This window comes from Paracidovorax konjaci, assembly GCF_900112675.1.
GTDB classification, from domain to species: domain Bacteria; phylum Pseudomonadota; class Gammaproteobacteria; order Burkholderiales; family Burkholderiaceae_C; genus Paracidovorax; species Paracidovorax konjaci.
The window spans coordinates 199,199-225,234 of the sequence record NZ_FOMQ01000005.1; the positions used below are offsets into that span (position 1 = coordinate 199,199).

Here is a 26,036-nt window from a genome sequence, read left to right on the forward strand (position 1 = left end):
GTCTCCTGGGAATTCGTTTCAGGGCGTGCTGGCGTAGAAAGCGTCGGCGTACAGGTGCTCGGGAGCAATGCCGCGCTGGCGGGCCAGCAGCGACACGGCCTCCACCATCGGCGGCGATCCGCACAGGTACGCACGCCAGCCTTCCAGCGAAGGCCAGTCCTGCGCGATCGCATCGGTGACGAGGCCCGTGCGCTGCCCCGGCGCTGCATCGGCCGCGGTCACCACCGCATGCACCTGCAATTGCGGATGCCGCTCCTGCAGCGCGGCCAGCCACTGCAGGCCATAGACGTCACGCGCAGACCGTGCACCGGCATAGACGTGGATCGGGTTGCGCATGCCGGCTTCCAGCGCGCCGCGCACGATGGAGAGGATCGGCGCTAGCCCCGTGCCGCCCGCCACGCAGAGCATGGGGCCCTCGTACTTGCGGCGCAGGTAGGCCGAGCCCAGCGGCCCGCTCACGCGCACCGCATCGCCCACGGCCAGCACGTTCGCCACATGGCTGGATGCGAGCCCGCCTTCGACCAACCGCACGTGGAATTCGAGTTCGTCATGGTGCGGCAGCCCGGCCATCGAATACGGCCGCACCAGGCCCGGGCCGAACTGCAATTGCGCGTACTGCCCCGGCGAGAAGTCCAGCGCCTTGGCCGGCTTCAGAAGCAGGCGGCGGATGTCGTGCGTGAGCGTTTCCACCGCCGTCACCGTGGCGCGGAGCGTGCGCGCCGTGTGAACCACCACCTCGTCGGGCTCGGGGATCTCGATGGTGCAGGACTCGCTCAGCACCGTCTGGCAGGCCATCACGTACTGCGCCTCGCCATCGCCGCCCAGGGGCGGCATGCGCAGCGCCTGCCCGGAATCCATCACCTCGCCCGCGACCACCTTGCAGCGGCAGGTGCCGCAGCGCCCGGCCATGCAGCTGTAGGAGACGGGAATCTGGTGCTCGCGCAACACCTCCAGCAGGTTGGCGCCAGGTGCCACCGGCAGCACGCGGCCCAGCGGCTCGATATGCAATTCCATCGTGGGTTGTCTCGTGTCGTCGTTATGGCCCCGATCATTCCTTCGATCCAATAATCAGCCAATAGAATGTCGTGAATACATCCCATCACTGGCATCAATAAAGGGGCGGCATGGAACTGGAAGACATCGACCTCAACCTGCTGGTGGTCTTCCAGCAGTTGCTGGTCACGCGCAAGGTGTCGCAGGCCGCTGAAAACCTGGGCCTCACGCAGCCGGCGGTGAGCAACGCGCTGGCGCGGCTGCGCCGCCTGCTGGGCAACGAACTCTTCCTGCGAACGGCCCACGGCATGCAGCCCACGCCTTATGCCGACCAGCTCGCGGAATCGGTGTCGTACGCGCTGGCCATGATCCACGGCGCGCTCAACCACAAGCAGGGGTTCGATCCCGCCACCAGCCGGCGCGTATTCAAGGTCGGCATGACGGACATCGGCGAGATCTACTTCCTGCCGCGCCTGCTGGAGCGGCTGCGCCAGACAGCGCCGGGCGTGCGCCTGACCACCGTGCGCAACAGCGCAACGGACCTGAAGGACGCCATGGAGGCCGGCAAGGTGGACCTGGCCGTGGGCCTGTTGCCGCAGCTCAAGGCCGGCTTCTTCCAGCGCCGGCTGTTCCGCCAGCCCTACGTGTGCCTGTTCCGCCAGGGCCACCCGCTGCACAAGCGCCGCCGCATCGGCCTGGCGGAGTTTTCAAAGGCGGAGCACGTGGTGGTGGTCTCCGAAGGCACCGGCCACGGCAAGGTGGACGAGCTGCTGGAGCGCATGGGCGTGGCCCGCGACGTGCGCCTGACGGTGCCGCATTTCGTGGCCATCGGCCACATCCTGCAGGCCACGCAGATGGTGGCCACCGTGCCCGAGAAGATGGCCCAGAGCATGGCCGAGCCCTTCGGGCTGGCCTATGCGCCCCACCCCGCCAAATTGCCGCAGGTGGCGATCAATCTGTTCTGGCACACGAAGTACCACCGGGATCCGGGGAACCAGTGGTTGCGGGGGGTGTTGGTGGAGATGTTTGCGGAAGGGGATTGAGCGGGGATGACCCCTGCGCAAGTCGGTGCGCGGCAGCCTCCGAGGCTACGACGGCAGCGGATCCGACTGCCGCAGCCGCATCGACACCCAGAACCGCTCTGCCGGATGGACGGATACCGACATCTCAAAGGCCACGCCATCGGCGTCGAAATAGTGCCGGATCACCTTGAGCACCACGGCCCCCGGGGCGAGTTGCAGCTTCTCCGCCAACGTGCCGGCAACGGTCGCTGCATGGATTTCCTGCCGAATCTCGGCGATGCGCCGGCCGTAGCGCGATTCGATCAACGCGCAGATCAGCGTGCCCGGCTCCTGGCGCACCATCGTGCCGACCGCTTCATAGGCAGGGTCCACATAAACGTCGGTCCAGCCTACCGGCAGGCCGCCGTCGGCGTCGGCCTCCAGCCGCAGGCTGGAGATGCGCAGCCAGCGGGAGCCCGGTGCACAGCCCAGCTCGCGCGCCTTTCCCACGCCCAGTTCCACCTCGCCCACCGACTGCACCCGGCGTATGTGGGTGGCGCTGAATTGCACCAGATCGTCCACAGACGCCAGCGTCGGGCGAAAGCCTGAGCGCACCTGCGCCGACTCCACCCGGGTGCCGACGTTCTTGCGCCGCGACACCAGCCCCTGTGCCTGCAGTTCCGTCAGTGCCGCCCGGATGGTGTGCCGGCTGGTCCCGTAATGGGCGCACAACTCGAGTTCGGTCGGTAGCAGGCTGCCGACCGCGAAATGGCCGGTGGTGATGGACTCGGTCAGGTGGCGGGCAATGTCCGCGTAGTGGGGCCTTTTCATGTCCCTCGATTATTCCAGACAGGGTAATCACTGAGCCATCGATATGTCCGAACATATAAAGTCATTATGTTCGAACATATCAACGAATGGGCTTGTCCGATGTCCTCCTCCGATCCGTCCACACCGCTTTTTCCCGCCGCCAGCACGGTGGTCGATTCCATCCTGTTCCGCGATGCCTTCGGAACGGCAGCCATGCGCGGGTTGTTTTCCGACCGCGCACTCGTGCAGCGCTACATCGACGCGGAAATCGCACTGGCCCGTGCCGAGGCCCGCTGCGGCGTGATCCCGGCCGAGGCGGCCGAGGCGATCGCCCGCGAGTCGCGCCTGGATCGCATCGACTTTGACCACATGCGCGAAGAAACCGACATCGTCGGCTATCCCATCCTGCCCCTGGTGCATCAGCTCGCGAAAATGTGTGGCGAGGCCGGTCGCTACCTGCATTGGGGCGCGACCACCCAGGACATCATGGACACGGCGGTGGCACTGCAGGTGCGCGACGCGCTCGACGCCATCGATGCCGACATCCGCGCACTGCGCTCCATCCTGGCCGGCCTGGCGAAGAAGCACCGCGACACGCCCATGGCCGGCCGCACGCACCTGCAGCAGGCGCTTCCGGTGACCTTCGGCTACAAGGCCGCGATCTGGCTGGCAATGTTCGACCGCCACCAGCAACGCATCGCCGAGCTGCGCCCGCGGGTCGCGGTGGTCGAGTTCGCCGGCGCAGCCGGAACGCTGGCATCGCTGGGCGGCAAGGGCCTGGAAGTGCAGGCCGCCATGGCTGAAGAACTGGGCCTGGGCGTGCCCGCCACCACGTGGCACGTGGCGCGTGATGGCTTCGCCGAGGCGGTGAACCTGCTTGCGCTCGTCACCGGCTCGCTCGGCAAGATCGCGCTGGACATCATGATCATGGCCAGCACCGAGTTCGCCGAGGTGTACGAGCCCTTCGTCAAGGGCCGGGGTGCCAGCAGCACCATGCCGCAGAAGCGCAACCCGATTTCCAGCGAACTGATGCTGGCAGCCTCCAAGGCGGTCCGCCAGCATGCGGGCCTGATGGTCGACGCGATGGTGCAGGACTTCGAGCGCGCCACGGGACCATGGCATGCGGAATGGATCGCCATCCCCGAGAGCTTCATCCTCACTGCCGGTGCACTGCACCAGGCGAAGTTCGCGCTCGGCGGCCTGATCGTCGATGAGAACCGCATGCGGCACAACCTGGGTCTGAGCCGCGGCCTGATCGTGGCCGAGGCCGTGATGATGGGCTTGGCACCCGCACTGGGCCGCCAGCAGGCGCACGACGTGGTGTACGACGCCTGCCGCACCGTCAATGAGCAGGGCGGCACGCTGGCCGAGGCACTGGCCGCGCTGCCCGCGGTCACGCAGCACCTCGACCGGGCTGCCATCGACCGCCTGACCGATCCCGCGAACTACCTCGGCCTCGCGCCGCAGATGGTCGACCGCGCGCTCGAACTGTCGGCGCGCATCGCCTGACGGCGGCGCACGCCGCGACCGCTCGTTTCCCTGTTCCGCCCCCTTTCACTCCCGGAGAGTCCCATGGCCCTGCTGCGCCGCACCGTCCTCACCTTCGCTCTCACGGCCGCTTGCGCCGCCGCCCACGCCCAGGGCTATCCAGCACGACCGATCACCTGGGTCGTGCCTTTCGCCGCGGGAGGCCCGACCGATGCCATGGCGCGCGATGTGGCGGACAACGTCTCCCGGCAGCTTGGCCAGACCATCCTGATCGAGAACGCCGGCGGCGCCGGCGGCACCATCGGCGCAACGAAAGTGGCCCGCACTGCACCCGATGGCTACACCATGCTGGTGGGCCACATGGGCTACATGGGCGCGGCGCCGGCGCTCTACAAAAAGCTCGCTTATGACCCGGTCAAGGACTTCGAACCCGTGTTCCGCTTCCCGGACACACCGCTGGTGCTGCTCGTCGCCAAGAATTCGCCCTACCAAAGTGCCGAAGAACTGATCGCCTTCGGCAAGAAGAATCCGGGCAAACTGAACTTCGGCAACGCCGGCGTTGGCTCCACCTCGCACCTGGTGGCAGCACTGTTCGCCAGCCGGGCGGGCATCGAGATCACTTCGGTGTCGTACAAAGGGGCCGCCCCCGCCATGACGGACCTGATCGCCGGCCAGCTCGACGCGATGTTCGACCAGACCAACACGGCGATGCCGCAGCTCGCTGGTGGCCGCATCCAGGCCATCGGGCTCACCTCCGATAAGGAAATGCCCCAATTTCCTGGCGTGCCGCCACTCGGCCAGAAGGTCGTGCCCGGCTTCGAGACGGCCACCTGGTACGGCATCTACGCTCCGCGCGGCACACCGAAGGACGTGGTGCAGAAGCTCTACCAAGCCTATGCCAAGGCCATGGAGAACCCTGCGTGGAAGAAGAAGATGGCCGACCAGGGCATTCGCCTGTTGCCCGACGCGCAGTACGCGCCCGAAGCCTTCGGCAAACATACCGCTGCCGAGGTACAGACCTGGCGCAAGGTCGCGGCCGACGCGAAGATCTCGCTGGACTGAACGGCGACGAACTCCCCCACACATGGCATCCATCGCCCAAGAAGATCTCGAAGACGGCATCGCCGATGCGCTGCAGTACGTCAGCTGCTTCCATCCGCCGGATTTCGTGCAAGCCCTGCGCGCTGCATGGGAGGCCGAGACGCATCCGGCAGCCCGCGACGCACTGCTGCAGTTGCTCGTCAACAGCCGCTTGGCCGCGCAGGGCCGGCGGCCGGTCTGCCAGGACACGGGGCTCGCCCAGGTGTTCCTGCGCATCGGCGTGGGCGCGTGCTTCCACAGGCGCGATGGTGGCGCGCTGCGGACACCCCAGGCCATTGCCAACGCCGCGACCCGGCGTGCCTACACCGACCCAGCCAACCCGCTGCGCGCCACGGTGGTTTCCGACCCGCTGGGTGCGCGCCGCAACACCCGCGACAACACGCCGGCGGTGGTGCATTGCGAGATCGTGGAAGGCCACACGGTCGAAGTGCTGGTCGCGGCCAAGGGCGGCGGCGGGGACCTCAAGGCCCGCTTCGCCACCCTGCTGCCCGGTGACAGCATCGCCGACTGGGTGGTTCGTGAATTGCCTGGCATGGGAGCCGGCTGGTGCCCACCCGGCACGCTGGGCATCGGCATCGGCGGCACGCCCGAGCAGGCGATGCTGCTGGCCAAGCAGAGCCTGTTCGCGCCGATCGACATCGGCGCGCTGCAGGCACGTGGCGCCGCCACGCCGGAAGAAGCCCTGCGGCTGGAAGTGCATGCGCGTGCCAACGCGCTGGGCATCGGCGCGCAGGGCCTGGGCGGACTGGCGACGGTGCTGGACGTCAAGGTGGCAGCCGTGCCCGCGCATGCCGCAGCGCTGCCGGTGGCGCTGGTGCCCAATTGCGCTGCCACCCGCTGGCTGCGCTTCACCCTCGACGGCCACGGCCCATTGCGGCTCCAGCCACCGCCGGCCTCACTGTGGGACGGCATTCCGGACCGGCTCGACAGCGCGGGCGCCCTGCGCGTAGACCTCGATACGCTGGACCGCGACCAGGTGGCGGGCTGGCGCGCCGGCCAGACGCTTCTGCTGTCGGGCCGCCTGCTCACCGCGCGCGACGCGGCGCACCGCCGCCTGGTATCGATGCTCGATGCGGGCCATCCGCTGCCGGTCGACCTGCGCGGCCGCGTCGTCTATTACGTGGGCCCGGTCGACGCGGTGCCCGGTGAAGCGGTCGGTCCGGCGGGGCCCACCACCGCCACGCGCATGGATGCCTACGTCGAGCCGCTGCTGGCACGCACCGGCCTGCTGGCCATGATCGGCAAGGCCGAACGGGGCCCCGCGGCGGTGGACGCCATCCGGCGCCACGGCGCGGCGTCGCTGGTCGCCGTCGGGGGAGCCGCCTACCTGCTGTCCCGCGCGGTGGTCGAAGCCCGTGTGCTGGCCTTCGAGGACCTGGGCATGGAAGCGATACACGAGTTCGTTCTGGAGGACTTCCCCGTCACCGTGGCCGTCGATGGCACGGGCGCGTCGGTACACCAGACCTGGATGATGGCTGCGGTGTGATGCCAGGGCAGGCACCACGCCTTGCGCACCAGCCCGAAGCCGGCCCTGCCCGTCAAAATCGATAACCCACCCCCGCCGTCACCACCAGCGGGTCCAGCCGCACCTTCGCATGCGCGGGCGCACCGCCCAGCGCCGGCAGCGTGCCCGTCGCAGTCGTCTTGAGCCAGATCTTCTTCGCATCGACGAAGAAGCTCCAGCGCGGGTCGATCGGCACTTCAATGCCGGCCTGCAGCACCGGGCCGACGCCGTTCTTCACATCCAGGTTCGACACGAAGCCATCGCGGGACTCCAGCACCAGCGTGTAGTTGATGCCCGCGCCGATGTAGGGGCGCACGGGCCCTTCCTCCCACAGTTGGCGGCGTACGGACAGCACGGCGGGGCCGTACTTCACTTTGCCGAGCGTGCCCGCGCCGGCCAGGGTGCCGGTGCCCTTGAGGGCGGTGGTGGGCGGCAGGCCCAGGGCGATTTCGGCGCTCCAGCCCGGGTGGAAGTCGTAGATGGCACCGAAACCCAGGCCGTTGTTGGAGTCGGCCCGGGCGCTGGCGCCGGGCACGATCTGCCCGCCGGCACGCACTTCGGCCGAGGTGCTGAAGCCGATGTGCGCGGCACCGGCGTAGAGGCGCCAGGGGGATGGCGCAGACAGGTCCGCCGATGGCATTCGCGCGGCTGCGGCTGGTGCGAGTGGCTGCGTCTGCGCCTGGGCCTGTGCGGGTAGCGCGGCGATGAGGCTGCCGATAGCGGCTGCGAAGGCGGCGGCGGCGGCGTGCGGGTGGCGTGCGATGGCTTGCATGGTGTGTTCTCCTGGTGGTGTCCGTGTGCCGGCCCGGCCGATCAATCCCGCCCGGCGCGCTCGATGCCGCGCGCGAAGCCTTCGGGGTCGGTGAACAGCGCCTCGTGGCTGCCGCCCGTCTCCACGTAGCGGAACAGGCCCAGCCGCTCCGACAGGCGCGGGTGCCAGGGCAGGCTCTGGGGCAGCGCGGTGTCTTCGCGGCAGTTCAGGTACGACTTGCCCAGCGCCAGCGCGGCGGTGGGCTGCGAGAGGGCGATGGGGTCGGTCAGGCAGCGCAGCGGCTGCGGGTGCAGCAGCGCGTAGGTGCTGCGCGCCAGGTCGGCGCCGGCGTCGTTGATGAAGCACTCGCGCCAGACCTCGAAGGGCAGTTGCACCGCGCCGCCGTGGGCCGCCGCGATGCCTTCGAACATCGCGCGGTAGTGCGGCGGCGCCATGTCGCACAGGGCTTCGCCGGGCAGTGGCACGAAGGCGTTCACATAGACCAGGCGCCGGATGCGTTCGGGCACGCGGTCGGCGGCACCGGACAGCAGCATGCCGCCGTAGCTGTGGCCCACCAGCCGCACTTCGCGCAGGTCGTTCGATTCCAGGAACCGCACCAGCCCGTCGATCGCGTCCTGCAGCCCCAGCGGGGCCGTGCCGTCGCCGGGGCGGTTGCCCGGCAGCGTGGGGCAGTGCACGGTGTGGCCGCGTGCGCGCAGGTGCGATGCCGTGGCTTCCAGCGTTTCGCCCGTGTGCCAGGCGCCGTGGACCAGAACGTAGGTGTCCGCCATGTCGTTGTCTCCTTGTGGTGTGGGGAGACCCATGGTGGCGCGCTGGCGGGCCGGTGGCTGGCCGCTGCGTGCCAGCGTGGCGGACGCTGCGTGTCAGCGCGGGCGGGCCGCAGCCTCCGCGCCCGCGCAACGCTCCTGCGCAGGCGTTCTACCGCTCCAGTGGCGGCAGGCGCGGGCGAAGTGCGAGGGATCGAGGAAGCCCGCGCGCCGCCCGATCTCGGCAACCGTCAGGTGCCGGTGCGATGGTGCGCGCAGCATGCGCTGCGCCGCGGCCATGCGCTCGCGCATCAGGAGCAGCGCGAAGGTGCTTCCCCCGGCCGCCAGAGCGCGGTGCAGTGTCCGGAGCGACACGCCCGCCTCTGCTGCCACGTCAGCGGCCGTGAGCCCGGGCTCGTGAAATCGCTGGCGCACGCCATGTTCGATGCGCTGCAGCAGGCCGGGCCGGGGTGCCGCGTCCTTCGGCACGGCACCGCAGGCGAGCGACAGCAGGCCGCCCAGGTGCTCGGCCTGCAGTGGGCCCAGCCGGTCGGGCCGTTCGGCCTGGAGCTGGTTCACGTAGGTGCTCAGCACCTTGCCCCAGCCCGAGGAGCCATCCACGTGCCGGCCCAGCCAGTGGCCGGAGGCGGGCAGCCAGGTCTCGAGCCAGCCGATCGGAATCTCGATGGAGACGGTGTCCACCGACTCGGGGAACTCCAGCAGATAGCCCCGCCGCGAGTCGATCAACGCCAGGTCGCCCGGCAGCAGGCGCGTGGCGCCCGCGCCGTCCTGCGCGACGTGGCAGGGCGCAGGGGACGCTTTGCACAGCAGGTAGTAGAAGTTGTCGCCGCCGCTGCGGCGGATGCCCTGCAACGTGCGCCGCACACGCTGCGCGCTGCCGCCCACGCGGTTGACCCGCAGGCCGGCGCAGGCCATGGAAGTCAGCCTGGCGGAGAACGCGTGGCGCTGGCCGGGCTCCACCTCCATGTCGAGAAAACAGTCGCAGACCGCGCCGACCCAATAGTCGGCCCGCTCCGCCGGAGCAACGCAGTCGGTGGTCCAGGTGCGGATGCCGTCGTGCATGGCAGGCCTTTCGTGCAGTGTCTCCGCGGTCAAAGCGCCATGTTTTCGGCGGCGCGGGGCGGCGGCGGATCAGGCCCCCCGCCGCACGCGCCCCAGCAGCAGCACTGCCACGGCTGCGAGCACCGCCGGCACGGCGGCCACCAGGATGATGGAGGACGGCGTCCAGGCCGCGGCCAGCAGCGCGCCGCCCGCCAGCGGGCCGGCGATGGCGCCGATGCGGCCCACGCCCAGCGCCCAGCCCACGCCGGTGGCGCGGATGTGGGTGGGGTAGATGGCGGCGGCCAGCGCGTTGCAGCCGATCTGCGCGCCCACCACGCCGAAGCCCGAGAGCGCGGCGCCGGCCAGCAGGCCGGTGAGGTTCTGCCCGCTGAAGGCGATCAGCGCGATGAAGCCGGCCGAGGCGGCATAGGCCGCGCCCAGCACGGTGTAGGCGCTGAAGCGGTCGATGAGCCGGCCCAGCGCCAGCGCACCCACCACGCCGCCCAGGTTGAGCATGGCGGTGGACAGGATGGCTTTCTCCAAAGGCAGGCCCGCGCTCTTGAGCAGCGTGGGCAGCCAGTTCACCAGGAAGTACATGACCAGCAGGTTCATGAAGAACGCCAGCCAGAGCAGCACGGTGGTGGGCAGGCGTCCGTGGCGGAACAGCTCGAACACCGAGAAGCCGGCCTGCACGCCGGCGGCCTCGCCGCGCAGCCCGGCCATCACCGTGGCCGGGTCTTCGCCGGGGTAGGCGTTCTTCACGATGGGCTCGTAGCGCGCAGGCGCAGCGCCGCTGGCAGCCAGGTAGCGCAGCGATTCGGGCAGCAGCAGGGCCAGCACCGGCAACAGCAGCAGCGGCAGCACGCCGCCCAGCACGAACACCGAGTGCCAGTCGAAATGCGCGATCAGCCAGCTGGAGAGAAGCCCGCCCAGCGTGGAGCCCAGCGGAAAGCCGCAGAACATCACCGTGACCAGCGTGGCGCGCAGCCGCTGCGGCGCGTATTCGCTGGTCAGCGCGATGATGTTGGGCATGGCCGCGCCCAGCCCCACGCCGGTGATGAATCGGTAGGCCAGCAGCTCGTTCATGCTGGTGGCCCAGGCCGTGAGCAGCGCGAACAGGCCGAAGATGAAGGTGGACAGCAGGATGATCCTCTTGCGGCCCCAGCGGTCGGCGGCGGGGCTGAGCAGGAAGGCGCCGGCCATGAGGCCGAAGAGGCCCGCAGCGAAGATGGGCCCGAACTCCGAGGGCTTCAAACCCCAGTCCTCCGCGATGCGCGGGGCCACGTAGGCGATGGACTGGGTGTCGAAGCCGTCAAGCATGGCGACGATGGCGCACAGCAGCGTCACGCGCAATTGCAGCGGCCCGAAGGCGGCGCGGTCCGCCGCCGGAATGCCGGCGGCCAGGGATGGATTCATGGTTGTCTCGCTCCGTTGTCGTGGAAGGAATGGGGCCCGGCACGCCGGTGCCGGGCTGCCGTGCAGCAGCCCTGGCCGGCGGATCTCAGGCGAGGGAACGCGCCACCGCTCAGGTCATGGCGTGCAGTCCGGCTGCGCCTGCGGCCGCGCCGCGACGAAGGCGGGGTGCTGCTGGGCGTGCGCGTGGGCGGCCATCACGCGCGCATAGGGCGCCAGGTCGCAGCCCGCGCGCAGGGCATTGGCCACCTGGGGCACGAGGCACACGTCGGCCAGCGTGGGCTCGTCGCCGAAACACCAGGGCCCGCTGCCATGCCGGGCCAGCAGCCGCTCCACGGCTTCGAAGCCCTCGGCCGCCCAGTGCGCGTACCAGGCGTCCTTCTGTGCCGCGCTCAGCGCCAGCGGGCCCTGCAGGTATTTCAGGATGCGCAGGTTGTTGACCGGGTGCATGTCGCAGGCGATCACGTTCGCCAGCTCCAGCACGCGGGCCCGCAGGCGCGGCTCCAGCGGGACCAGCCGGGGCTCCGGGTGGCGCTGGTCCAGGTAGTCCAGGATGGCCATGGACTGGCCCAGGGCGAAGTCGCCATCCACCAGCGTGGGCACCGCGCGCGAGGGGTTCAGTTCGGCATAGGCCGGCGCGCGGTGCTCGCCGGTGCGGATGTTCACGCCGAGGTAGTCGGCGGGCAGGCCCTTCAGCGCCAGGGCGATGCGCACCCGGTACGAGGTGGAACTGTTGAAGAAGCTGTAGAGCTGCATGGCGGGGCCCATCGATCCTCAGACCACGTCCACGGCCAGTTCGCCCAGGCGCTCCACGCCCGCCACCATGCGATCGCCGCGCACCACCGGGCCCACGCCTTCGGGCGTGCCGGTGTACAGCAGGTCGCCCGGCTCCAGGCGGAAGTACGTGGAGAGATCCGCGATGGTCTCGGCCACCGACCAGATCAGGTGCGAGACGTCGCTGCGCTGGCGGTCCGCGCCGTTCACGGTGAGCCAGAGGCCGGCCTGCTCGAAGTGGCCCACGTCGCTCGCGCGGTGGATGGGGCCGATGGGCGCGGAGGCGTCGAAGGCCTTGCCGATCTCCCAGGGCCGGCCCATCTGGCGCATTTCCATCTGGCGGTCGCGGCGGGTCATGTCCAGGCCCACGGCGTAGCCCCAGGCATGCTCCAGTGCGTGCTCGCGGGCGATGCCGCTGCCGGCCTTGCCGATGGCGACGACCAGCTCCGCCTCGTAGTGGAAGTTGTCGGTACGGGGCGGGTACGGCAGGCGCAGCGTCTCGCCGTAGGCCACGGGGATGACGGCATCGGCCGGCTTGCAGAAGAAGAAGGGCGGCTCGCGGTCGGGGTCGAACCCCATCTCGCGGGCATGGGCGGCGTAGTTGCGGCCCACGCAATAGACGCGGCGCACGGCGAAGGCATCGGCCGTGCCGGCGACGGGAACGGCCACGGTGGGCGGGGCGGGGAATACGAAGGCCATGGGGGTGTCTTTCAAGCCGGAAGAAAAAGGAGGATGAGGAAGCAGAAAGGCGACCGGCAGCGCGTCACAGGCGCTCTTCGCGCAGCAGGTTGAGCGCGGCCTGCACCGGGCGGTCGGAATAGCTGAAGAGCACGGCGTCCTGCGTGGCCGCGAGCTGCACGGGCGCCCACGACGGCGCGACGAAGGTGTCGCGAGGGCCGAACTGGAAGGTGCGGTCGCCGATGCGCGCCGTGCCCTGGCCTTCGACCACGCTGAACACGGTGGCGTCGGTGCCGCGGTAGGTGCGCCCCTGGAAACCCGCCGGCAGGAACTGCAGGAAGGTGGCCATGGTGGGCATGGGCCAGCCGCCGGTGGCGGGGTTCACGTAGCGCAGCTTCACGCCGTCCCATGCATCGAGTTCGCCCTGGCGGAAGAGCCTGTCCAGCGCCTCGCGGCTGCGGTCGTAGGGGTAGCTGAAGATGGGCGATGTCGGGTCGGCCGCGCGGTGGCGCACCGGGGCCATGTTGTGGCCGAAGGCCGCGAAGCTGTGGCCCTCGGCGCGGGTCACGGGCTGCGCCGCCTCGGGGTAGTTCTCGGCAAAACCCGCGTCCAGGTGGCCGATGAGGGGAATGTCCAGGCCGTCGAGCCACACCACGGGCTCGCCGCCCTCCTCCACCGTGGGGTTGCCGTGGTCGTGCCAGGTCCACGACGGGGTGATGATGAAGTCGCCCGGGCGCATGGTGGTGCGCTCGCCGTTGACGGCCGTGTAGGCCCCTTGCCCTTCCACGATGAAACGCAGCGCCGATTGCGTGTGGCGGTGGCTCGGCGCCACCTCGCCCGGCAGAATCAACTGCAGCCCCTCGTACAGCGTGGAGGTGATGCTGGAGCGGCCCGGCAGGCCGGGGTTCTCCAGGATGAGCACTCGGCGCACGGCCTCTTCGGCGCTGATGACCTCGCCGGCCTGCATGACCAGCGGGCGCACGTCTTCGTACTTCCAGAAGGCCGGCACGGCCTGCGGGCGCGGCTCGCGCGGCACCAAGCTGTGCAGCGATTCCCAAAGAGGCGCCATGCCGTGGCGTGCGATGTGCTCGTAATAGGCCTGGCGCTCCGTCGAGGGGGCGCCCTCCGCGCCGGGCCGGGCCCGGGTCGTGGCGATGTCCATGCGTTGTCTCCTTTGCAGCGGCCCTGCGCACCGCCTCGGCACGGGCTCGGCGGCAGGCCGTGCAGCGGATTATTTGAAGCCAGCGATAGTCCGTAAAATCATTTATTGGTCTTATCCATAATCTTTTGGATATACCTCGCCGCACAAAGGACCCCCATGGACTGGACCCACCGGCTGCGGTTGCGCCAGCTGCAGATGCTGCTCAGCCTGGCGCAGACCGGCAACATGAGCCAGTCGGCGCAGCAGTTGCACACCGCCCAGCCCGCGCTCTCCAAGTGGCTCAAGGAGTTGGAGGACGATCTGGGCATGGCGCTGTTCGAGCGCCATGCGCGCGGACTGCGGCCCACGCCCCAGGGCGAGGCGCTGATCGCCCACGCCCGCCGCATCGAGGCCCACCTGGACAGCGCGCGCGACGACATGCAGGCCCTGCGCGACGGCGGCAGCGGCCTCGTGGCCGTGGGCACCTCGGGTGCCTCGGCTTCCGACGTGGTGCCCATGGCCGTACTGCGCCTGCTGGAGTGGCTGCCGCGCGCGCAGATCCGGCTGGCCGAAAGCACGATGAACGTGCTGATGCAGCAGTTGGCCCACGGCGAGCTGGACGTGGTGGTGGGCCGCTCGGCGCCCGAGCTGCACGACACCCACATCCATGCCGAGATGCTCTACATGGAGCCCATCCACCTGGTGGCGCGCCCGCAGCACCCGCTGCTGCGGCTGGAGCGCGAGCTGGCCTGGAGCGACCTGATGGACTACCGCTGGCTCGTCTGGCCGCGCGGCACGCCCATCCGCAACGCGCTGGAAGGCGCGCTCTCCGCGGCCGGGCATGCGCTGCCGCCGGGCAGCGTGGAATCGAACTCCGTCACCCTCAACCTCACGCTGCTGGGCCACAGCGACATGGTGGGCATGGCATCGCACCGCGCGGCGCTGCGCTTCTCGCACATGGGCGCGCTGCGCGTGCTGCCGGTGCGGCTGTCGGGCTTCGGCTCGGTGTCGATGTACTGGCGCGAGAACACCACCGACCGCACGGCGGTGGCGAGCATGCTGCGCGCACTGCGCGAGGTGGCGGCGCCCGTGTCCTGAAGGCGCGTGCAGGCCCGCGCGGCTGCGGGCACCATGGGCGCTTGCGGCGCACGCCGCCCGCCCTTTTCCGGAGGAGACGCCCATGGCCCAGGCCACCCACGAGGTTTTCAACCAGTTTGCCGAGCTGGCCGACTACGACCTGCTCGCCACCGATGCCGCGCTGCAGGAGGCCTTGCGCCGCGCCGGTGCCGATGGCGCCCTGGCCCCGCTGGGCGACTACGCCCGCCGGCTCGGCAGTTCCCCGACCCGCGCGCTGGCCGAGCAGGCCAACCGCCACAGCCCCGCGCTGCACCGCTTCGACAGCCGGGGCCGGCGCATCGACCGGGTGGAGTTCCACCCCGCCTGGGACGCACTCATGGCGCTCTACCGCGGCGAGGGGCTGGTCTCCATGCCCTTCGACAGCGACCGGCCCGGCCGCTGGGCCGCCTGGGCGGCCGGCTTCTACCTGCACGGGCAGGTCGAGCAGGGCACGCTCTGCCCCGCCACCATGACGCAGGCCGCGATACCGTTGCTGCGCAAGGAACCGGCGCTCTGGGCGCCACTGGGCGACAAGCTCCACAGCCGCACGCACGACCCGCGCGACGTGCCCGCGCACGAGAAGGCCGGCATCTGGCTGGGCATGGGCATGACGGAAAAGCAGGGCGGCTCCGACGTGCGCGCCAACACCACGGTGGCCACGCCCCTGGGCGCGGGCGGGCGCGGCGGCGAATACCGGCTGTGCGGCCACAAATGGTTCTTCTCCACCCCGCAGAGCGATGCGCACCTGGTGGTGGCGCGCACGGGCGAAGGCGGCCCCTTCGCCTGCTTCTACGTGCCGCGCAGGCTGCCGGACGGCACGCTCAACGGCGTGCACGTGCAGCGCCTGAAGGACAAGGTGGGCAACCGCAGCAACGCCAGCGCGGAGGTGGAATTCGGCGATGCCTGGGGCGTGCTGATGGGCGAGGAGGGCCGGGGCATTCCCACCCTCATCGAGATGGCCACCACCACCCGGCTGAACTGCGTGGCCGGCAGTGCCGCCATCCTGCGGCAGGCCACGGTGCAGGCCATCGCGTATGCGCGCCAGCGCCACGCCTTCGGCCGCGCGCTGGCCGAACAGCCCCTGATGCGCGCCGTGCTGGCCGATCTGGCGCTCGAGAGCGAGGGCGCGCTCGCGCTGCTGATGCGCCTGGCCGACGCCTTCGAGCACGATGGCGGCGGCACCGCCAGCCCGGCCGACCGCGCCTGGAAGCGCGTGATGACCCCGGCCGCCAAGTTCTGGGTGTGCAAGCGCGGCGTGGAACTGGCCGGCGAGGCGATGGAGGTCTTCGGCGGCAACGGCTACGTGCAGGACGGCGTGATGGCGCGCCTCTTCCTCGAAGCGCCCGTCAACTCCATCTGGGAGGGCTCGGGCAACGTGATGTGCCTGGACGTGCTGCGGGCGCTGGCACGCGATCCGGAGGCCGCGCAGGCACTGCTGGACGATCTCGCGTCCGGAGCGCAGGGCGAGCCCCGCATCGCCGCGGCGCTGCGCGGGCTGCAGGCGCTCCTGCAGTCGCCGCCCGGGGAGCTGGAGACCCTGGGCCGCGTGCTCGTGCAGCGGCTCGTCCTGGCCGCCCAGGCCTGCCTGCTGCGCAGGCACGCGCCCGCCGCCGTGGCCGATGCGTTCATCGCCACGCGGCTGGGAGACGGCGGCGCGGGGCGCGTGGTGGGCGCCATCGACACGCGCTCGCTGGACACGGGCGCGATCCTGGAGCGGGCGTTCCCGGGCTGAGGCGGGACGCGGGTTCTATGCCGCGGCCGAAGCCATCGCGGCCTGGTACCTGCCGAAAACCGCCATGGCCTCTTGCTGCGATGCAGCCCCGGCACCCAGCAAAGGCAATATCTGTGCAGGGACACCGTACTTTTGCAGCGCTTGCTCGACACTCGCCACCGTGCTGTCGCCCAACGACTCCGCCATGGCATGCCGCACATGCGCAGCGAATGCAAGCTCGGACGGAGGAATCTGGTCCAGGTGGATCTCATAACCCATGGCCGCCAGAAAAGGCCCCGGTCCCTGGGTCTGGAAGTGATCGCCCAACGCCTTGGCAGCGACCCCATTCATGTCCTCGCCCAACGCCGGATCGGTCATCACGCGCATCAGGTTGTCGATGCCCTTGGCGGCCTCGGTGCGCAGCCAGCCGGCCGGAGCCACCATGGGTGCGCTCGATTGCAACCGCGCGTTCTGCACGGCCATCCACAGCGCCATCGCTTCGCCGGGCGCCACCGAGCTGCCTCCATCGAGGTGCGGCTCGAGTTCCGCCTCCAGCGCGTTGCGCTGCGCGACGGTCATGGCCTGCGCCTGCCGGAGCTGCTCATGGGCCGTCGCCTTCAGCAGATTCCGGGTCCGCTCCTGCGTTGCCCGCAGGCTGAGCGCGTGCGGTGCCGTGCGCGCCGGACTCGCGGAGCGCGCACGCGAGGCGGGCGACTCGGTCGACGCCGACCGGCCGCGCGACGCCCCGGCCAGCGCATGGTCCGCATGCTGCGCGGAGCCGCGCGGCGAGGTGGAGCCGCCGGCCACCGGCGACGAGGGGCCCTGCTCGGGCGGAAGCGTGGAGGTGCGCCGCGGCGATGCCGGCGCGCAGACGTGGAGGGTCATGGCGGTTCAGTTTCCTGTGGGTCCCATCGGGATGGCGCCATGCTGGCGCAGCCACGCCGCGCGGTCCCGGGCCATCGCGAAGCGCGCCACGGCCCGGCGAAGCGTGCGCCCATGGCGCCCGCGCCACCCTCCGCTGCAGCGAGCGCAGGGCGAGGCGGGCGATGCCGCCTGGCGCACGCGCCGGCCTGGTGAGCCGCCATACCTTCAGACAGGCATTTGCTATTTATTTGATAGCAAACTATTGAATGAAAACGGCGGCATGGAGCACTTTTTATCCAAAGACATGCCTGGGGTGGCCATGTGCCGGCGCCCCACATGCAGGCGCTCAAGGGCCCCGCCGCCATGCGCCATGGCAGGCCGCCCGACAGCGGTATCGGCACGGGCGCGCGCTGGTGCGCAACGCCACGGACCGCGCCGTGGACTTCCGACCGCCCGGCCGAAGAAAATCAGCCGCCCGGCATGCCCGAGTGCTGCCGCAGCAACGCATCCTCGGCCTCGCGCTTGCGGCGCACGTAGTCGGCGGCGGCCTCGTTGTAGGCCACGCGCTCTTCCACGTGGGCATCGCCGTCGCGCGGCAGATCCCGGTCGTGGAACGGGTCTTCGTCGAAATCCGCCTCCAGCTTCGCGAAAGGCTCCGGGTGCAGCAGGCGCACGCCGTCGCGCCAGGCACCGAGCGACAGCAGGAACGGCCCCAGCGTCCCGGGATCGGCCTGGGCCTCCAGCACGCGGCCGGCGATCGTCGCCAGGTCGGTGGGCGTCAGCACGCTCTCGGGCGCATAGGCCATTTCGGAGGGAACGCTGTCGGGCAGGTCCAGCGCCTGCTTGAGCGCCACCTGTGCGTGCAGCAGGGTCTCCATCGACTCGCGGTCCAGCTGGCCCGCCATGTCCTCTGGAAGGCCCTGGAGTTGCCGGGCGCGCTGGATGAACAGGTGCACCTCGGTCTCCAGCGCGCCCAGCCGGAACTGGCGCCGCGCCCAGTCCCCCAGCCCGGCGGCATCCACACGGCCCTCGCGGATGGCGCGTGCCATGCCATGGGCGCGCACGGCGAGCACGATGGCGGCGAACCCCGCCGCCACGTTGTCGCCGCAGGTGCCCAGCGCGTTCGCGGACATCGCGAACACCTGGGCCCGGAGGGTGCTGTCCTCGCACACCGCCCGGATCACCTCGCGGCCCTCTTCCAGGATCGCCCGCCCCCGGCCCGCGGGATCGGCCAGCGCGAGCGCGGACGGGTGCCGCCGCTCGAGCAGCCGCGAGAACGACGATGCATAGGTTTCCGATCCGAACGCTCCGATGCCCCGCTCCGGCGCGTCCCGCTGCGGCGTGTCCAGCCATTCCCCGGCCACCTCCGCCAGCGGGCGCGCCTTCGCGATGTCGTCGTCCAGATCGGCCTCCTCGCGCAGCAGCCGCCGCGCTTGCGCCAGGACCGACAGCGCGGCATCGCGAGCCTCCGGCGTCTCCATGGCCTCCAGAACCTGTGCCTGCGCCGCCGCCATCGCATCGGCCGCCGCATGCTTCAGCAAGGCTTTCACGGCGCCCACGCGCCGCGCGGGCGACGGATCGGCCAGCACGGCCCGCAACGCGTCGCCGAGCGACGGCTCCGCACGGCCAGGCAGGGAACCGGGGTGACGCGCGGCGAAGGCCTGCTCCCAGCGGCTGAGGAACGTCTCATCCGTGAACTGGTAGCCCGACGCCGCCAGCGCAGCGATGCCCTCCCGCCGCAGCCTGTTCGCATGCGCCGGGGCGATGGTGCCCTCGGCCTCGCAGTGGTAGCGCAGCGCCTGCTCGGCAGCCCCGCGCAGCGCCGGCTCCAGCGCCGCATCGCCGATCACGCGCAGCAGGTGGTTGAGCGCCGCGCGGTACTCCGGCCGGAGCATCGAGTCGTAGTAATCGCTGCGGCTGTCGGCCATCCGCTGCGCCAGGGTGGTGGCCGAGAAAAGCCCCGCGCCCAGCGTGTGCACGATGTTGCCCGCCTGGGCCCGGTGGTGCGCGCTGCGGTGCTCGCCCGTGTGGGTGCGCAAGCGGGCGTGCTGCACGGACAGCCACAAGGTCATCGCCTCCTTGCGCTCACGCGGGTCGGCGGCCTGCCGGAACCGCTGCTCCAGCGCCTCTTCCAGGCGGGCGCGCTGGGCAGGCGCGAGCCGCTTGGCATAGAGATACTGCTCGGACGCCGGCTTCTTGAGCCAGCGATCGTGCAGCGTTGCCGAGCGCCGAGCCATCTCGCCCAGCGCGGACTGCACCCATGCGCCGTCCACGCGCGGCCGCCGCCCGGCCGCCCCCGCCACGGGCGCGCGCGCGTTCCCCGGCGGAAAGCCCGCGCCTGCCGCGGGTGCGGAGCCCCGGCCCGCGGCAGGCGCGGGCGCGGCGCCCTGGGCATCGTGCGGCCGGGCACGGATCGGCGAAGCCGGCAGGCCGGACTGGATGGCAGGCATGGGGGGGTTCCAGGGGCGGTGGGGATGGCACCCGACGATGCCCACCCGCGCGCGGCCCGCCCGCCGCCGGCGCGAAGCCGCCGCCCGCCGCGCGAAGCCCGCACCGCGGCACACGCCACAATGGCGCCCATGCTCACACTCCCCGACATCCAGGCCGCCGCCGCCCGACTCCAGGGCCAGGTGCTCGACACCCCCTGCGTCGAATCGCGCACGCTCTCGCAGATCGTGGGCGCGCAGGTGTTCCTCAAGTTCGAGAACCTGCAGTTCACCGCATCCTTCAAGGAACGCGGCGCCTGCAACAAGCTCACGCAGCTGTCCGACGAGGAGCGCCGACGCGGCGTGGTCGCCATGAGCGCCGGCAACCATGCCCAGGGCGTCGCCTACCACGCGCAGCGCCTGGGCCTGGTGGCCGTGATCGTGATGCCGCGCTTCACGCCCGGCGTGAAGGTGGAGCGCACGCGCGGCTTCGGCGCGCAGGTGGTGCTGCACGGCGACACGCTGGAGGAAGCCCGGGCCCATGCCTATGCGCTGGCCGAGGAGCGCGGCCTCACCTTCGTGCACCCCTACGACGACGAGGCCGTCGCCGCGGGCCAGGGCACGGTGGGCCTGGAAATGCTGCAGGCCGTGCCCGACCTGGACAGCCTCGTCATCGCGGTGGGTGGCGGCGGCCTCATCGCCGGCATCGCCACCGCGGCCAAGGCGCTCAAGCCGGACATCGAGATCGTCGGCGTGCAGACCTCGCGGTTTCCGGCCATGGTGAATGCGGTCAAGGGCACGCACCACCCCCAGGGCACCTCCACCATCGCCGAGGGCATTGCCGTGGGCACGCCGGGCCAGACCACGCGCGCCGTGATCGAGCGGCTCGTGGACGACCTGCTGCTGGTGGACGAGGGCGACATCGAGCAGGCCGTGCTGATGCTGCTGGAGATCGAGAAGACGCTGGTCGAAGGCGCGGGCGCCGCGGGCCTGGCGGCCCTGCTGCGCCACCCGGAGCGCTTCCGCGGCAAGCGCGTGGGCCTGGTGCTGTGCGGCGGCAACATCGACCCGCTGCTGCTGGCCGCCATCATCGAGCGCGGCATGGTGCGCTCCGGCCGGCTGGCGCGCATCAAGGTAAGCGCGCGCGACGTGCCCGGCGTGCTCGCGCGCATCACCGCCACGGTGGCCGAGGCCGGCGCCAACATCGAGGAGGTGCACCACCAGCGCGCCTTCACCATGCTGGCCGCGCAGAACGTGGAGATCGAACTCGTGCTGCAGACCCGCGGCCAGGAGCACGTGCAGCAGGTGCTGGAGCATCTGCGCAAGGCTGCCATGCAGGCCGACCTGATGTGATCCACCGCCCCGCGCGGATGTAGGACGCGGGCGGCTTTTGCGGCCAATGCCCGTACAAACACACGGCGTTGCATCACGGCCGCGTCGTTTTCGGCACACTGCGGGCCCATGCAGAAACCCCAACGACGCCATTTCCTCCGCACCCTCGGCCACGGCGCCGCGCTGGCCACCGCGGGCGGGCTGGGCCTGAACTGGACCCAGGCCTTCGCTGCGCTCAAGCCCCTGGGCCAGCCCCAGGCCTTCGATTTCGCGGGCCTCAAGGGCCAGGCACGCGCCCTCGCGGCCAAGGCCTACGAACCGCCGAAAGACACCATTCCGCCCTCGGTGGGCAAGCTCGACTGGGACCAGTACCAGTCCATCCAGTTCCAGGGCGACCACGCGCTCTGGGCCGACGAGAAGCTGCGCTTCCAGGCCAAGTTCTTCCACCTGGGCCTGTTCTTCAAGAAGCCCGTGCGCATGTTCGAACTGGCGGACGGCAAGGCCCAGGAGCTGGCCTACGACCCCGCGATGTTCGACTACGGCAAGAGCGGCCTGAAGGCCGGCGAACTGCCGCCGAACCTCGGCTTCGCGGGCTTTCGGCTGAACTTCCACACCGACCCCGTGCGCGACGTGACGGCCTTCCTGGGCGCGAGCTACTTCCGCGCCGTGGGCGGCGAGTGGCAGTACGGCCTCTCGGCCCGCGGCCTCGCGATCGACACCGGCATGCAGCGCCCCGAGGAATTCCCGGACTTCACCGCCTTCTACCTGGAGCGGCCCGCACCGGGCTCCAACACCGTGGTGGTGCTCGCACTGCTGGACTCTCCGAGCGTGGCCGGCGCCTACCGCTTCGCGATCACGCCGGGCGACACGCAGGTGATGGAGATCGACGCCGCGCTCTACCCGCGCAAGACGATCGAGCGCCTCGGCATCGCCCCCTGCACCAGCATGTTCCAGCACGGCGAGAACGACCGCCGCATGGCCTACGACTGGCGCCCCGAGATCCATGACTCCGACGGTTTGCAGATGTGGCGCGGCAACGGCGAATGGGTGTGGCGGCCGCTCACCAATCCGCCGACGCTGCAGTTCAACGCCTTCGCCGACCAGGGCCCGCGCGGCTTCGGCCTGGTGCAGCGCGACCGCAACTTCGACCACTACCAGGACGACGGCGTGTTCTACGAGCGCCGGCCCTCGCTCTGGGTGGAGCCCAAGGCCGACTGGGGCGCGGGCTCCGTGCAGCTGGTGGAGATCCCCACCATCGACGAGACCTTCGACAACATCGTCGCGTTCTGGAACCCCGACCGCAAGCCGCAGGCCGGCGAGGAACTGCTCATCGGCTACCGGCTGTTCTGGGGCGCCCACCCACCCGCGCAATCGTCCCTGGCCCGTTGCGTGGCCACGTGGACGGGCCTGGGCGGCGTGGTGGGCCAGCCGCGCAAGTATTTCTCCTGGCGCTTCGCGGTGGACTTCGCGGGCGAAAACCTCACGGCCCTGGGCCGCAACGCCAAGGTCGAGCCCGTCATCACCGTAAGCCGCGGCAAGGTGGAGATCACCTCCGCACGCCCGCAGGACGCCATCAACGGCTGGCGCGCGATGTTCGACGTCCGCCCCGAGGACGACAGCACCAACCCGATCACGATCCGCATGTTCCTGCGCGGCGAGAACGGCGCGCCGCTCTCGGAGACCTGGCTCTACCAGTGGGTGCCGCCCGCTCCGGCGGACCGCCGCCTGTACTGAAAAAAGGGGCGGATGACTGAGGTTTGTACCGAGGCATCCGCCAGGCCGCACGGCGGGGGCTGTCGCTAGAATGGCCCTTCCCATCCGCCACCCCTGTTCCGAGGAGACCGCCATGGCCCATGACACCACCACCACCCCGCATGCCGGCGAGCAGCACGCCCCCGACGGCGTGGAAGCCGTGGTGCCCTTCATGCCCATCGTGCTGCCCGTGGCCGGCGGCGTGCTGATGTTCCTGCTGGCCTTCATCGCCATCTACATGGCCTGAGCCGGCACACCCCGCGCCACCAGCCCCGCGCCTGCGGGGCTTTTTCTTTGGAGCGCACCAGCCCGCGCTCCGCCCGATTCCGTGAACCCTTCTCTCCGATACAAGGACCAACCCATGCGCGCCGGCCACGCCCTCGTTCTCTTCTCCGGAGGCCAGGACTCCACCACCTGCCTGGCCTGGGCGCTCGAACGCTTCGAACGCGTGGAGACCATCGGCTTCGACTACGGCCAGCGCCACCATGTGGAGCTGCAGGCCCGCACGGCCGTGCTGGCGGCGCTGCGCGCGCAGTTCCCGGCGTGGGCCGCGCGCCTGGGAGACGACCACATGGTCGACCTCGCGGTGCTCGGGCAGATCAGCGACACCGCGCTCACGCGCGACACGGCCATCCAGATGACCGAGGCCGGCCTGCCCAACACCTTCGTGCCCGGACGCAACCTGTTGTTCTTCCAGATGGCCGCGGCCGTGGGCTACCGGCGCGGCCTGCACACCCTGGTGGGCGGCATGTGCGAAACCGACTTCTCGGGCTACCCCGACTGCCGCGACGACACGCTCAAGGCACTCCAGGTGGCCCTGTCGCTGGGCATGGGCCAGCGCTTCACGATCGACACCCCGCTGATGTGGATCGACAAGGCCGATACCTGGGAACTGGCCCGCCAGCTCGGCGGCGACGCCCTGGTGCGGCTCATCGTGCAGGACACCCACACCTGCTACCACGGCGTGCGCGGCGCGCTGCACGCCTGGGGCCATGGCTGCGGCGAATGCCCGGCCTGCGCACTGCGGCAGGCGGGTTACGAGCGGTGGGCGGCCCGGCGCCCCGCCCACGCGGCGAGCGGCTGACTCCGCCGAAGGAGCGCGACCAACCCCACATAACCCCATGCACTTTTTGCATGAATTTTGCCCCTGTCCGACAGACAGGGCGAGGGCGGATTCATAAAATCGTCATCTCCAGCCGACCTGCGGATGACCCGTCGCCTCCAGCGCGATCCACATCCCTTCCAGCGTTGTCCGCCCGCCGACTGAGCCGCAAGCCGTTTTTTCAAAGACAGCGCTCAGGAGCCAGCGCGGCCATGCCGCATTCCGGCCGCTTCCTTTGAAAAGACCGTTTTCAACTTCAGGAAGCTCCCGATGAACGCACCCACCATGCAAGGCCTCAACCTCCAGGCTCCCGCATACGTCAAGAACGCCCGACTGCTCGCCTGGGTGGCCGACATGGCCGCCCTCTGCAAGCCCGCCAGCATCCACTGGTGCGACGGTTCGCAGGAGGAATACGACCGCTTCTGCCAGCAACTGGTGGATGCCGGCACCTTCAAGAAGCTCAACCCCGCCAAGCGCCCCGGCAGCTACCTCGCCTGGTCCGACCCGTCGGACGTGGCCCGCGTGGAAGACCGGACCTACATCTGCTCCGCCAACAAGGAAGACGCCGGCCCGACCAACAACTGGATGGCCCCGGCCGAGATGCGCGCCACGCTGCAGCCGCTGTTCGACGGCTGCATGAAGGGCCGCACGATGTATGTCGTGCCCTTCAGCATGGGCCCGCTGGGCTCGCCCATCGCGCACGTGGGCATCGAACTCTCCGACAGCCCCTACGTGGCCGTCAACATGAAGATCATGACCCGCATGGGCAAGGCCGTGTACGACGTGCTGGGCGTGGAAGGCGACTTCGTGCCCTGCGTGCACACTGTCGGCGCCCCGCTCGAAGCCGGGCAGCAGGACGTGTCCTGGCCCTGCAACAAGACCAAGTACATCGTGCACTACCCCGAGACACGCGAGATCTGGTCGTACGGCTCGGGCTACGGCGGCAATGCGCTGCTGGGCAAGAAGTGCTTCGCGCTGCGCATCGCCTCTACCATGGGCCGCGACCAGGGCTGGCTGGCCGAGCACATGCTGATCCTGGGCGTCTCCAGCCCCGAGGGCAAGAAATACCACGTGGCTGCCGCCTTCCCGAGCGCCTGCGGCAAGACCAACTTCTCGATGCTGGTCCCGCCCAAGGCCTTCGAAGGCTGGAAGGTCACCACCATCGGCGACGACATCGCCTGGATCAAGCCCCAGGCCGACGGCAGCCTGCGTGCCATCAACCCCGAGGCCGGCTACTTCGGCGTGGCCCCCGGCACGAACTACCACACCAACCCCAATTGCATGGCCAGCCTGGACCGTGACGTGATCTTCACGAACGTCGCGCTGACCGACGACGGCGACGTCTGGTGGGAAGGCATGGAAAAGGACACCGGCAAGCTGCCCGATCACCTGATCGACTGGCAGGGCAAGGACTGGACGCCGCAGATCGCCAAGGAAACCGGCGCCAAGGCCGCGCACCCCAACGCCCGCTTCACCGTGGCCGCCACCAACAATCCCGCGCTCGACCCGGCCTGGGACGATCCCAAGGGCGTGAAGATCGACGCCTTCATCTTCGGCGGCCGCCGCTCCACCACCGTGCCGCTGGTGACCGAGGCACGCAACTGGACCGAGGGCGTGTACATGGCCGCGACCATGGGCTCGGAAACCACCGCCGCCGCCTTCGGCGCCCAGGGCGTGGTGCGCCGCGATCCGTTCGCCATGCTGCCCTTCATGGGCTACAACATGAGCGACTACTTCCAGCACTGGCTGACGCTGGGCGAAAAAATCGCCGCTTCGGGGGCCACGCTGCCGCGCATCTACACCACCAACTGGTTCCGCAAGGACGAGGCCGGCAAGTTCGTCTGGCCCGGGTATGGCGAGAACATGCGCGTCCTGAAGTGGATGATCGACCGCATCGAAGGCCGTGCCGCCGGCCAGGAAACCGCTTTCGGCGTTGCGCCCCAGTACGGCGAGATCAACTGGACCGGCATGGATTTCTCGGGCGAACAGTTCAACACCGTGACCAGCATCGACAAGGCCGCCTGGGCCGATGAACTGAAGCTGCACGCTGCGCACTTCGACCAGCTGGCCTACCACCTGCCGGCCGAGATGCTCAAGACCAAGGCTGCGCTGGAACAGCGCCTCGCCACGGCCTGATCGGAACGCCGCGGCCTGCAGGGCTGCCATTGCCTTGCATCCAAAAGCCCGGGTTGCCCTGCAGCCCGGGCTTTTTTGCGTGGACGCCGACTGTCCGCAAAAGCCTTACGCGTT

Annotated in this window: 22 protein-coding genes; 11 read left to right on the forward strand and 11 right to left on the reverse strand. The window is 70.2% G+C overall.

Going from position 1 to position 26,036, the window contains the following annotated elements; genetic code table 11:
• Positions 1 to 18 precede the first annotated feature (18 nt).
• Positions 19 to 1,014, reverse strand: coding sequence for a 2Fe-2S iron-sulfur cluster-binding protein (locus tag BM144_RS09440; RefSeq protein WP_092951498.1), 996 nt, complete (start codon positions 1,012 to 1,014; stop codon positions 19 to 21).
• Between the two features lie 110 nt (positions 1,015 to 1,124).
• Here BM144_RS09440 and BM144_RS09445 point away from each other — a divergent pair, with 110 nt between their 5' ends.
• Positions 1,125 to 2,036 (forward strand): LysR family transcriptional regulator, encoded by a 912-nt coding sequence (locus BM144_RS09445; RefSeq protein ID WP_092951500.1) that lies wholly within the window; start codon positions 1,125 to 1,127, stop codon positions 2,034 to 2,036.
• Positions 2,037 to 2,081: 45 nt separating this feature from the next.
• Here the strand turns inward: BM144_RS09445 and BM144_RS09450 are convergent, their stop codons facing one another.
• Positions 2,082 to 2,825, reverse strand: a complete 744-nt coding sequence (locus BM144_RS09450) for a GntR family transcriptional regulator (protein WP_092951502.1) — start codon at positions 2,823 to 2,825, stop codon at positions 2,082 to 2,084.
• 99 nt (positions 2,826 to 2,924) lie between these two features.
• On the opposite strand from BM144_RS09450, the gene BM144_RS09455 reads away from it, so the two are divergent.
• The 3 genes from BM144_RS09455 (at position 2,925) to BM144_RS09465 (ending at position 6,879) form a co-directional block, all read left to right on the forward strand.
• On the forward strand, positions 2,925 to 4,313 hold the full coding sequence (locus BM144_RS09455; protein ID WP_092951504.1) for a class-II fumarase/aspartase family protein: 1,389 nt from the start codon (positions 2,925 to 2,927) through the stop codon (positions 4,311 to 4,313).
• A 63-nt stretch (positions 4,314 to 4,376) separates the two neighbouring features.
• Entirely contained in the window at positions 4,377 to 5,354 is a 978-nt protein-coding gene (locus BM144_RS09460) for a tripartite tricarboxylate transporter substrate-binding protein (protein ID WP_092951506.1), read from the forward strand.
• Between the two features lie 22 nt (positions 5,355 to 5,376).
• Positions 5,377 to 6,879, forward strand: coding sequence for a fumarate hydratase (locus BM144_RS09465; protein WP_092951508.1), 1,503 nt, complete (start codon positions 5,377 to 5,379; stop codon positions 6,877 to 6,879).
• A 52-nt stretch (positions 6,880 to 6,931) separates the two neighbouring features.
• On the opposite strand, the gene BM144_RS09470 is transcribed toward BM144_RS09465, so the two are convergent.
• The 7 genes from BM144_RS09470 to gtdA all read right to left on the reverse strand — a co-directional run bounded on the left by BM144_RS09470 (position 6,932) and on the right by gtdA (position 13,504).
• The gene (locus BM144_RS09470; RefSeq protein ID WP_092951510.1) at positions 6,932 to 7,669 is read right to left on the reverse strand and encodes an OmpW/AlkL family protein; all 738 of its coding nucleotides are present in this window, start codon (positions 7,667 to 7,669) and stop codon (positions 6,932 to 6,934) included.
• Between the two features lie 41 nt (positions 7,670 to 7,710).
• Positions 7,711 to 8,439, reverse strand: a complete 729-nt coding sequence (locus BM144_RS09475) for an alpha/beta fold hydrolase (protein WP_092951512.1) — start codon at positions 8,437 to 8,439, stop codon at positions 7,711 to 7,713.
• A gap of 93 nt (positions 8,440 to 8,532) precedes the next feature.
• Positions 8,533 to 9,498 carry a helix-turn-helix domain-containing protein gene (locus BM144_RS09480; protein WP_092951514.1) on the reverse strand — a complete coding sequence of 322 codons (966 nt, stop codon included), beginning with the start codon at positions 9,496 to 9,498 and terminating at the stop codon, positions 8,533 to 8,535.
• 69 nt (positions 9,499 to 9,567) lie between these two features.
• Positions 9,568 to 10,893 carry an MFS transporter gene (locus tag BM144_RS09485; RefSeq protein WP_092951516.1) on the reverse strand — a complete coding sequence of 442 codons (1,326 nt, stop codon included), beginning with the start codon at positions 10,891 to 10,893 and terminating at the stop codon, positions 9,568 to 9,570.
• A gap of 114 nt (positions 10,894 to 11,007) precedes the next feature.
• The gene (gene maiA / locus BM144_RS09490; RefSeq protein ID WP_092951840.1) at positions 11,008 to 11,646 is read right to left on the reverse strand and encodes a maleylacetoacetate isomerase; all 639 of its coding nucleotides are present in this window, start codon (positions 11,644 to 11,646) and stop codon (positions 11,008 to 11,010) included.
• A gap of 18 nt (positions 11,647 to 11,664) precedes the next feature.
• Positions 11,665 to 12,363, reverse strand: a complete 699-nt coding sequence (locus BM144_RS09495; protein ID WP_092951518.1) for a fumarylacetoacetate hydrolase family protein — start codon at positions 12,361 to 12,363, stop codon at positions 11,665 to 11,667.
• 64 nt (positions 12,364 to 12,427) lie between these two features.
• Entirely contained in the window at positions 12,428 to 13,504 is a 1,077-nt protein-coding gene (gtdA, locus tag BM144_RS09500) for a gentisate 1,2-dioxygenase (protein WP_092951520.1), read from the reverse strand.
• Positions 13,505 to 13,660: 156 nt separating this feature from the next.
• On the opposite strand from gtdA, the gene BM144_RS09505 reads away from it, so the two are divergent.
• Both BM144_RS09505 and BM144_RS09510 read left to right on the forward strand, forming a co-directional pair.
• Positions 13,661 to 14,581, forward strand: a complete 921-nt coding sequence (locus BM144_RS09505) for a LysR family transcriptional regulator (protein ID WP_092951522.1) — start codon at positions 13,661 to 13,663, stop codon at positions 14,579 to 14,581.
• Positions 14,582 to 14,663: 82 nt separating this feature from the next.
• A complete protein-coding gene (locus BM144_RS09510; protein ID WP_092951524.1) occupies positions 14,664 to 16,331 on the forward strand; it encodes an acyl-CoA dehydrogenase family protein in 1,668 nt (555 codons plus the stop codon).
• A 15-nt stretch (positions 16,332 to 16,346) separates the two neighbouring features.
• Here the strand turns inward: BM144_RS09510 and BM144_RS09515 are convergent, their stop codons facing one another.
• Both BM144_RS09515 and BM144_RS09520 read right to left on the reverse strand, forming a co-directional pair.
• Entirely contained in the window at positions 16,347 to 17,195 is an 849-nt protein-coding gene (locus tag BM144_RS09515; RefSeq protein ID WP_092951526.1) for a hypothetical protein, read from the reverse strand.
• Between the two features lie 446 nt (positions 17,196 to 17,641).
• Positions 17,642 to 19,624: an NEL-type E3 ubiquitin ligase domain-containing protein gene (locus tag BM144_RS09520; RefSeq protein ID WP_092951528.1), complete on the reverse strand. Its 1,983-nt coding sequence runs from the start codon at positions 19,622 to 19,624 to the stop codon at positions 17,642 to 17,644.
• Positions 19,625 to 19,744: 120 nt separating this feature from the next.
• Here BM144_RS09520 and BM144_RS09525 point away from each other — a divergent pair, with 120 nt between their 5' ends.
• The 5 genes from BM144_RS09525 (at position 19,745) to BM144_RS09540 (ending at position 25,922) form a co-directional block, all read left to right on the forward strand.
• Complete coding sequence (locus tag BM144_RS09525; RefSeq protein ID WP_281246084.1) at positions 19,745 to 20,953, forward strand: threonine ammonia-lyase; 1,209 nt, start codon at positions 19,745 to 19,747, stop codon at positions 20,951 to 20,953.
• A gap of 108 nt (positions 20,954 to 21,061) precedes the next feature.
• The gene (locus BM144_RS09530; protein ID WP_092951530.1) at positions 21,062 to 22,666 is read left to right on the forward strand and encodes an OpgD/OpgG family glucan biosynthesis protein; all 1,605 of its coding nucleotides are present in this window, start codon (positions 21,062 to 21,064) and stop codon (positions 22,664 to 22,666) included.
• Between the two features lie 112 nt (positions 22,667 to 22,778).
• The gene (locus BM144_RS23105) at positions 22,779 to 22,931 is read left to right on the forward strand and encodes a hypothetical protein (RefSeq protein WP_175525986.1); all 153 of its coding nucleotides are present in this window, start codon (positions 22,779 to 22,781) and stop codon (positions 22,929 to 22,931) included.
• Positions 22,932 to 23,045: 114 nt separating this feature from the next.
• The gene (queC, locus tag BM144_RS09535) at positions 23,046 to 23,768 is read left to right on the forward strand and encodes a 7-cyano-7-deazaguanine synthase QueC (RefSeq protein ID WP_092951532.1); all 723 of its coding nucleotides are present in this window, start codon (positions 23,046 to 23,048) and stop codon (positions 23,766 to 23,768) included.
• Between the two features lie 288 nt (positions 23,769 to 24,056).
• Entirely contained in the window at positions 24,057 to 25,922 is a 1,866-nt protein-coding gene (locus BM144_RS09540; RefSeq protein WP_092951534.1) for a phosphoenolpyruvate carboxykinase (GTP), read from the forward strand.
• Positions 25,923 to 26,036 lie beyond the last annotated feature (114 nt).

What these genes read in the sequence shown, in the direction of transcription:
- BM144_RS09440 (WP_092951498.1), bottom strand. Translation starts at nt 1,014, where the DNA reads ATGGAATTGCATATCGAGCCGCTGGGCCGCGTGCTGCCGGTGGCACCT.
- BM144_RS09445 (WP_092951500.1), top strand. Translation starts at nt 1,125, where the DNA reads ATGGAACTGGAAGACATCGACCTCAACCTGCTGGTGGTCTTCCAGCAG.
- BM144_RS09450 (WP_092951502.1), bottom strand. Translation starts at nt 2,825, where the DNA reads ATGAAAAGGCCCCACTACGCGGACATTGCCCGCCACCTGACCGAGTCC.
- BM144_RS09455 (WP_092951504.1), top strand. Translation starts at nt 2,925, where the DNA reads ATGTCCTCCTCCGATCCGTCCACACCGCTTTTTCCCGCCGCCAGCACG.
- BM144_RS09460 (WP_092951506.1), top strand. Translation starts at nt 4,377, where the DNA reads ATGGCCCTGCTGCGCCGCACCGTCCTCACCTTCGCTCTCACGGCCGCT.
- BM144_RS09465 (WP_092951508.1), top strand. Translation starts at nt 5,377, where the DNA reads ATGGCATCCATCGCCCAAGAAGATCTCGAAGACGGCATCGCCGATGCG.
- BM144_RS09470 (WP_092951510.1), bottom strand. Translation starts at nt 7,669, where the DNA reads ATGCAAGCCATCGCACGCCACCCGCACGCCGCCGCCGCCGCCTTCGCA.
- BM144_RS09475 (WP_092951512.1), bottom strand. Translation starts at nt 8,439, where the DNA reads ATGGCGGACACCTACGTTCTGGTCCACGGCGCCTGGCACACGGGCGAA.
- BM144_RS09480 (WP_092951514.1), bottom strand. Translation starts at nt 9,498, where the DNA reads ATGCACGACGGCATCCGCACCTGGACCACCGACTGCGTTGCTCCGGCG.
- BM144_RS09485 (WP_092951516.1), bottom strand. Translation starts at nt 10,893, where the DNA reads ATGAATCCATCCCTGGCCGCCGGCATTCCGGCGGCGGACCGCGCCGCC.
- maiA (WP_092951840.1), bottom strand. Translation starts at nt 11,646, where the DNA reads ATGCAGCTCTACAGCTTCTTCAACAGTTCCACCTCGTACCGGGTGCGC.
- BM144_RS09495 (WP_092951518.1), bottom strand. Translation starts at nt 12,363, where the DNA reads ATGGCCTTCGTATTCCCCGCCCCGCCCACCGTGGCCGTTCCCGTCGCC.
- gtdA (WP_092951520.1), bottom strand. Translation starts at nt 13,504, where the DNA reads ATGGACATCGCCACGACCCGGGCCCGGCCCGGCGCGGAGGGCGCCCCC.
- BM144_RS09505 (WP_092951522.1), top strand. Translation starts at nt 13,661, where the DNA reads ATGGACTGGACCCACCGGCTGCGGTTGCGCCAGCTGCAGATGCTGCTC.
- BM144_RS09510 (WP_092951524.1), top strand. Translation starts at nt 14,664, where the DNA reads ATGGCCCAGGCCACCCACGAGGTTTTCAACCAGTTTGCCGAGCTGGCC.
- BM144_RS09515 (WP_092951526.1), bottom strand. Translation starts at nt 17,195, where the DNA reads ATGACCCTCCACGTCTGCGCGCCGGCATCGCCGCGGCGCACCTCCACG.
- BM144_RS09520 (WP_092951528.1), bottom strand. Translation starts at nt 19,624, where the DNA reads ATGCCTGCCATCCAGTCCGGCCTGCCGGCTTCGCCGATCCGTGCCCGG.
- BM144_RS09525 (WP_281246084.1), top strand. Translation starts at nt 19,745, where the DNA reads ATGGCGCCCATGCTCACACTCCCCGACATCCAGGCCGCCGCCGCCCGA.
- BM144_RS09530 (WP_092951530.1), top strand. Translation starts at nt 21,062, where the DNA reads ATGCAGAAACCCCAACGACGCCATTTCCTCCGCACCCTCGGCCACGGC.
- BM144_RS23105 (WP_175525986.1), top strand. Translation starts at nt 22,779, where the DNA reads ATGGCCCATGACACCACCACCACCCCGCATGCCGGCGAGCAGCACGCC.
- queC (WP_092951532.1), top strand. Translation starts at nt 23,046, where the DNA reads ATGCGCGCCGGCCACGCCCTCGTTCTCTTCTCCGGAGGCCAGGACTCC.
- BM144_RS09540 (WP_092951534.1), top strand. Translation starts at nt 24,057, where the DNA reads ATGAACGCACCCACCATGCAAGGCCTCAACCTCCAGGCTCCCGCATAC.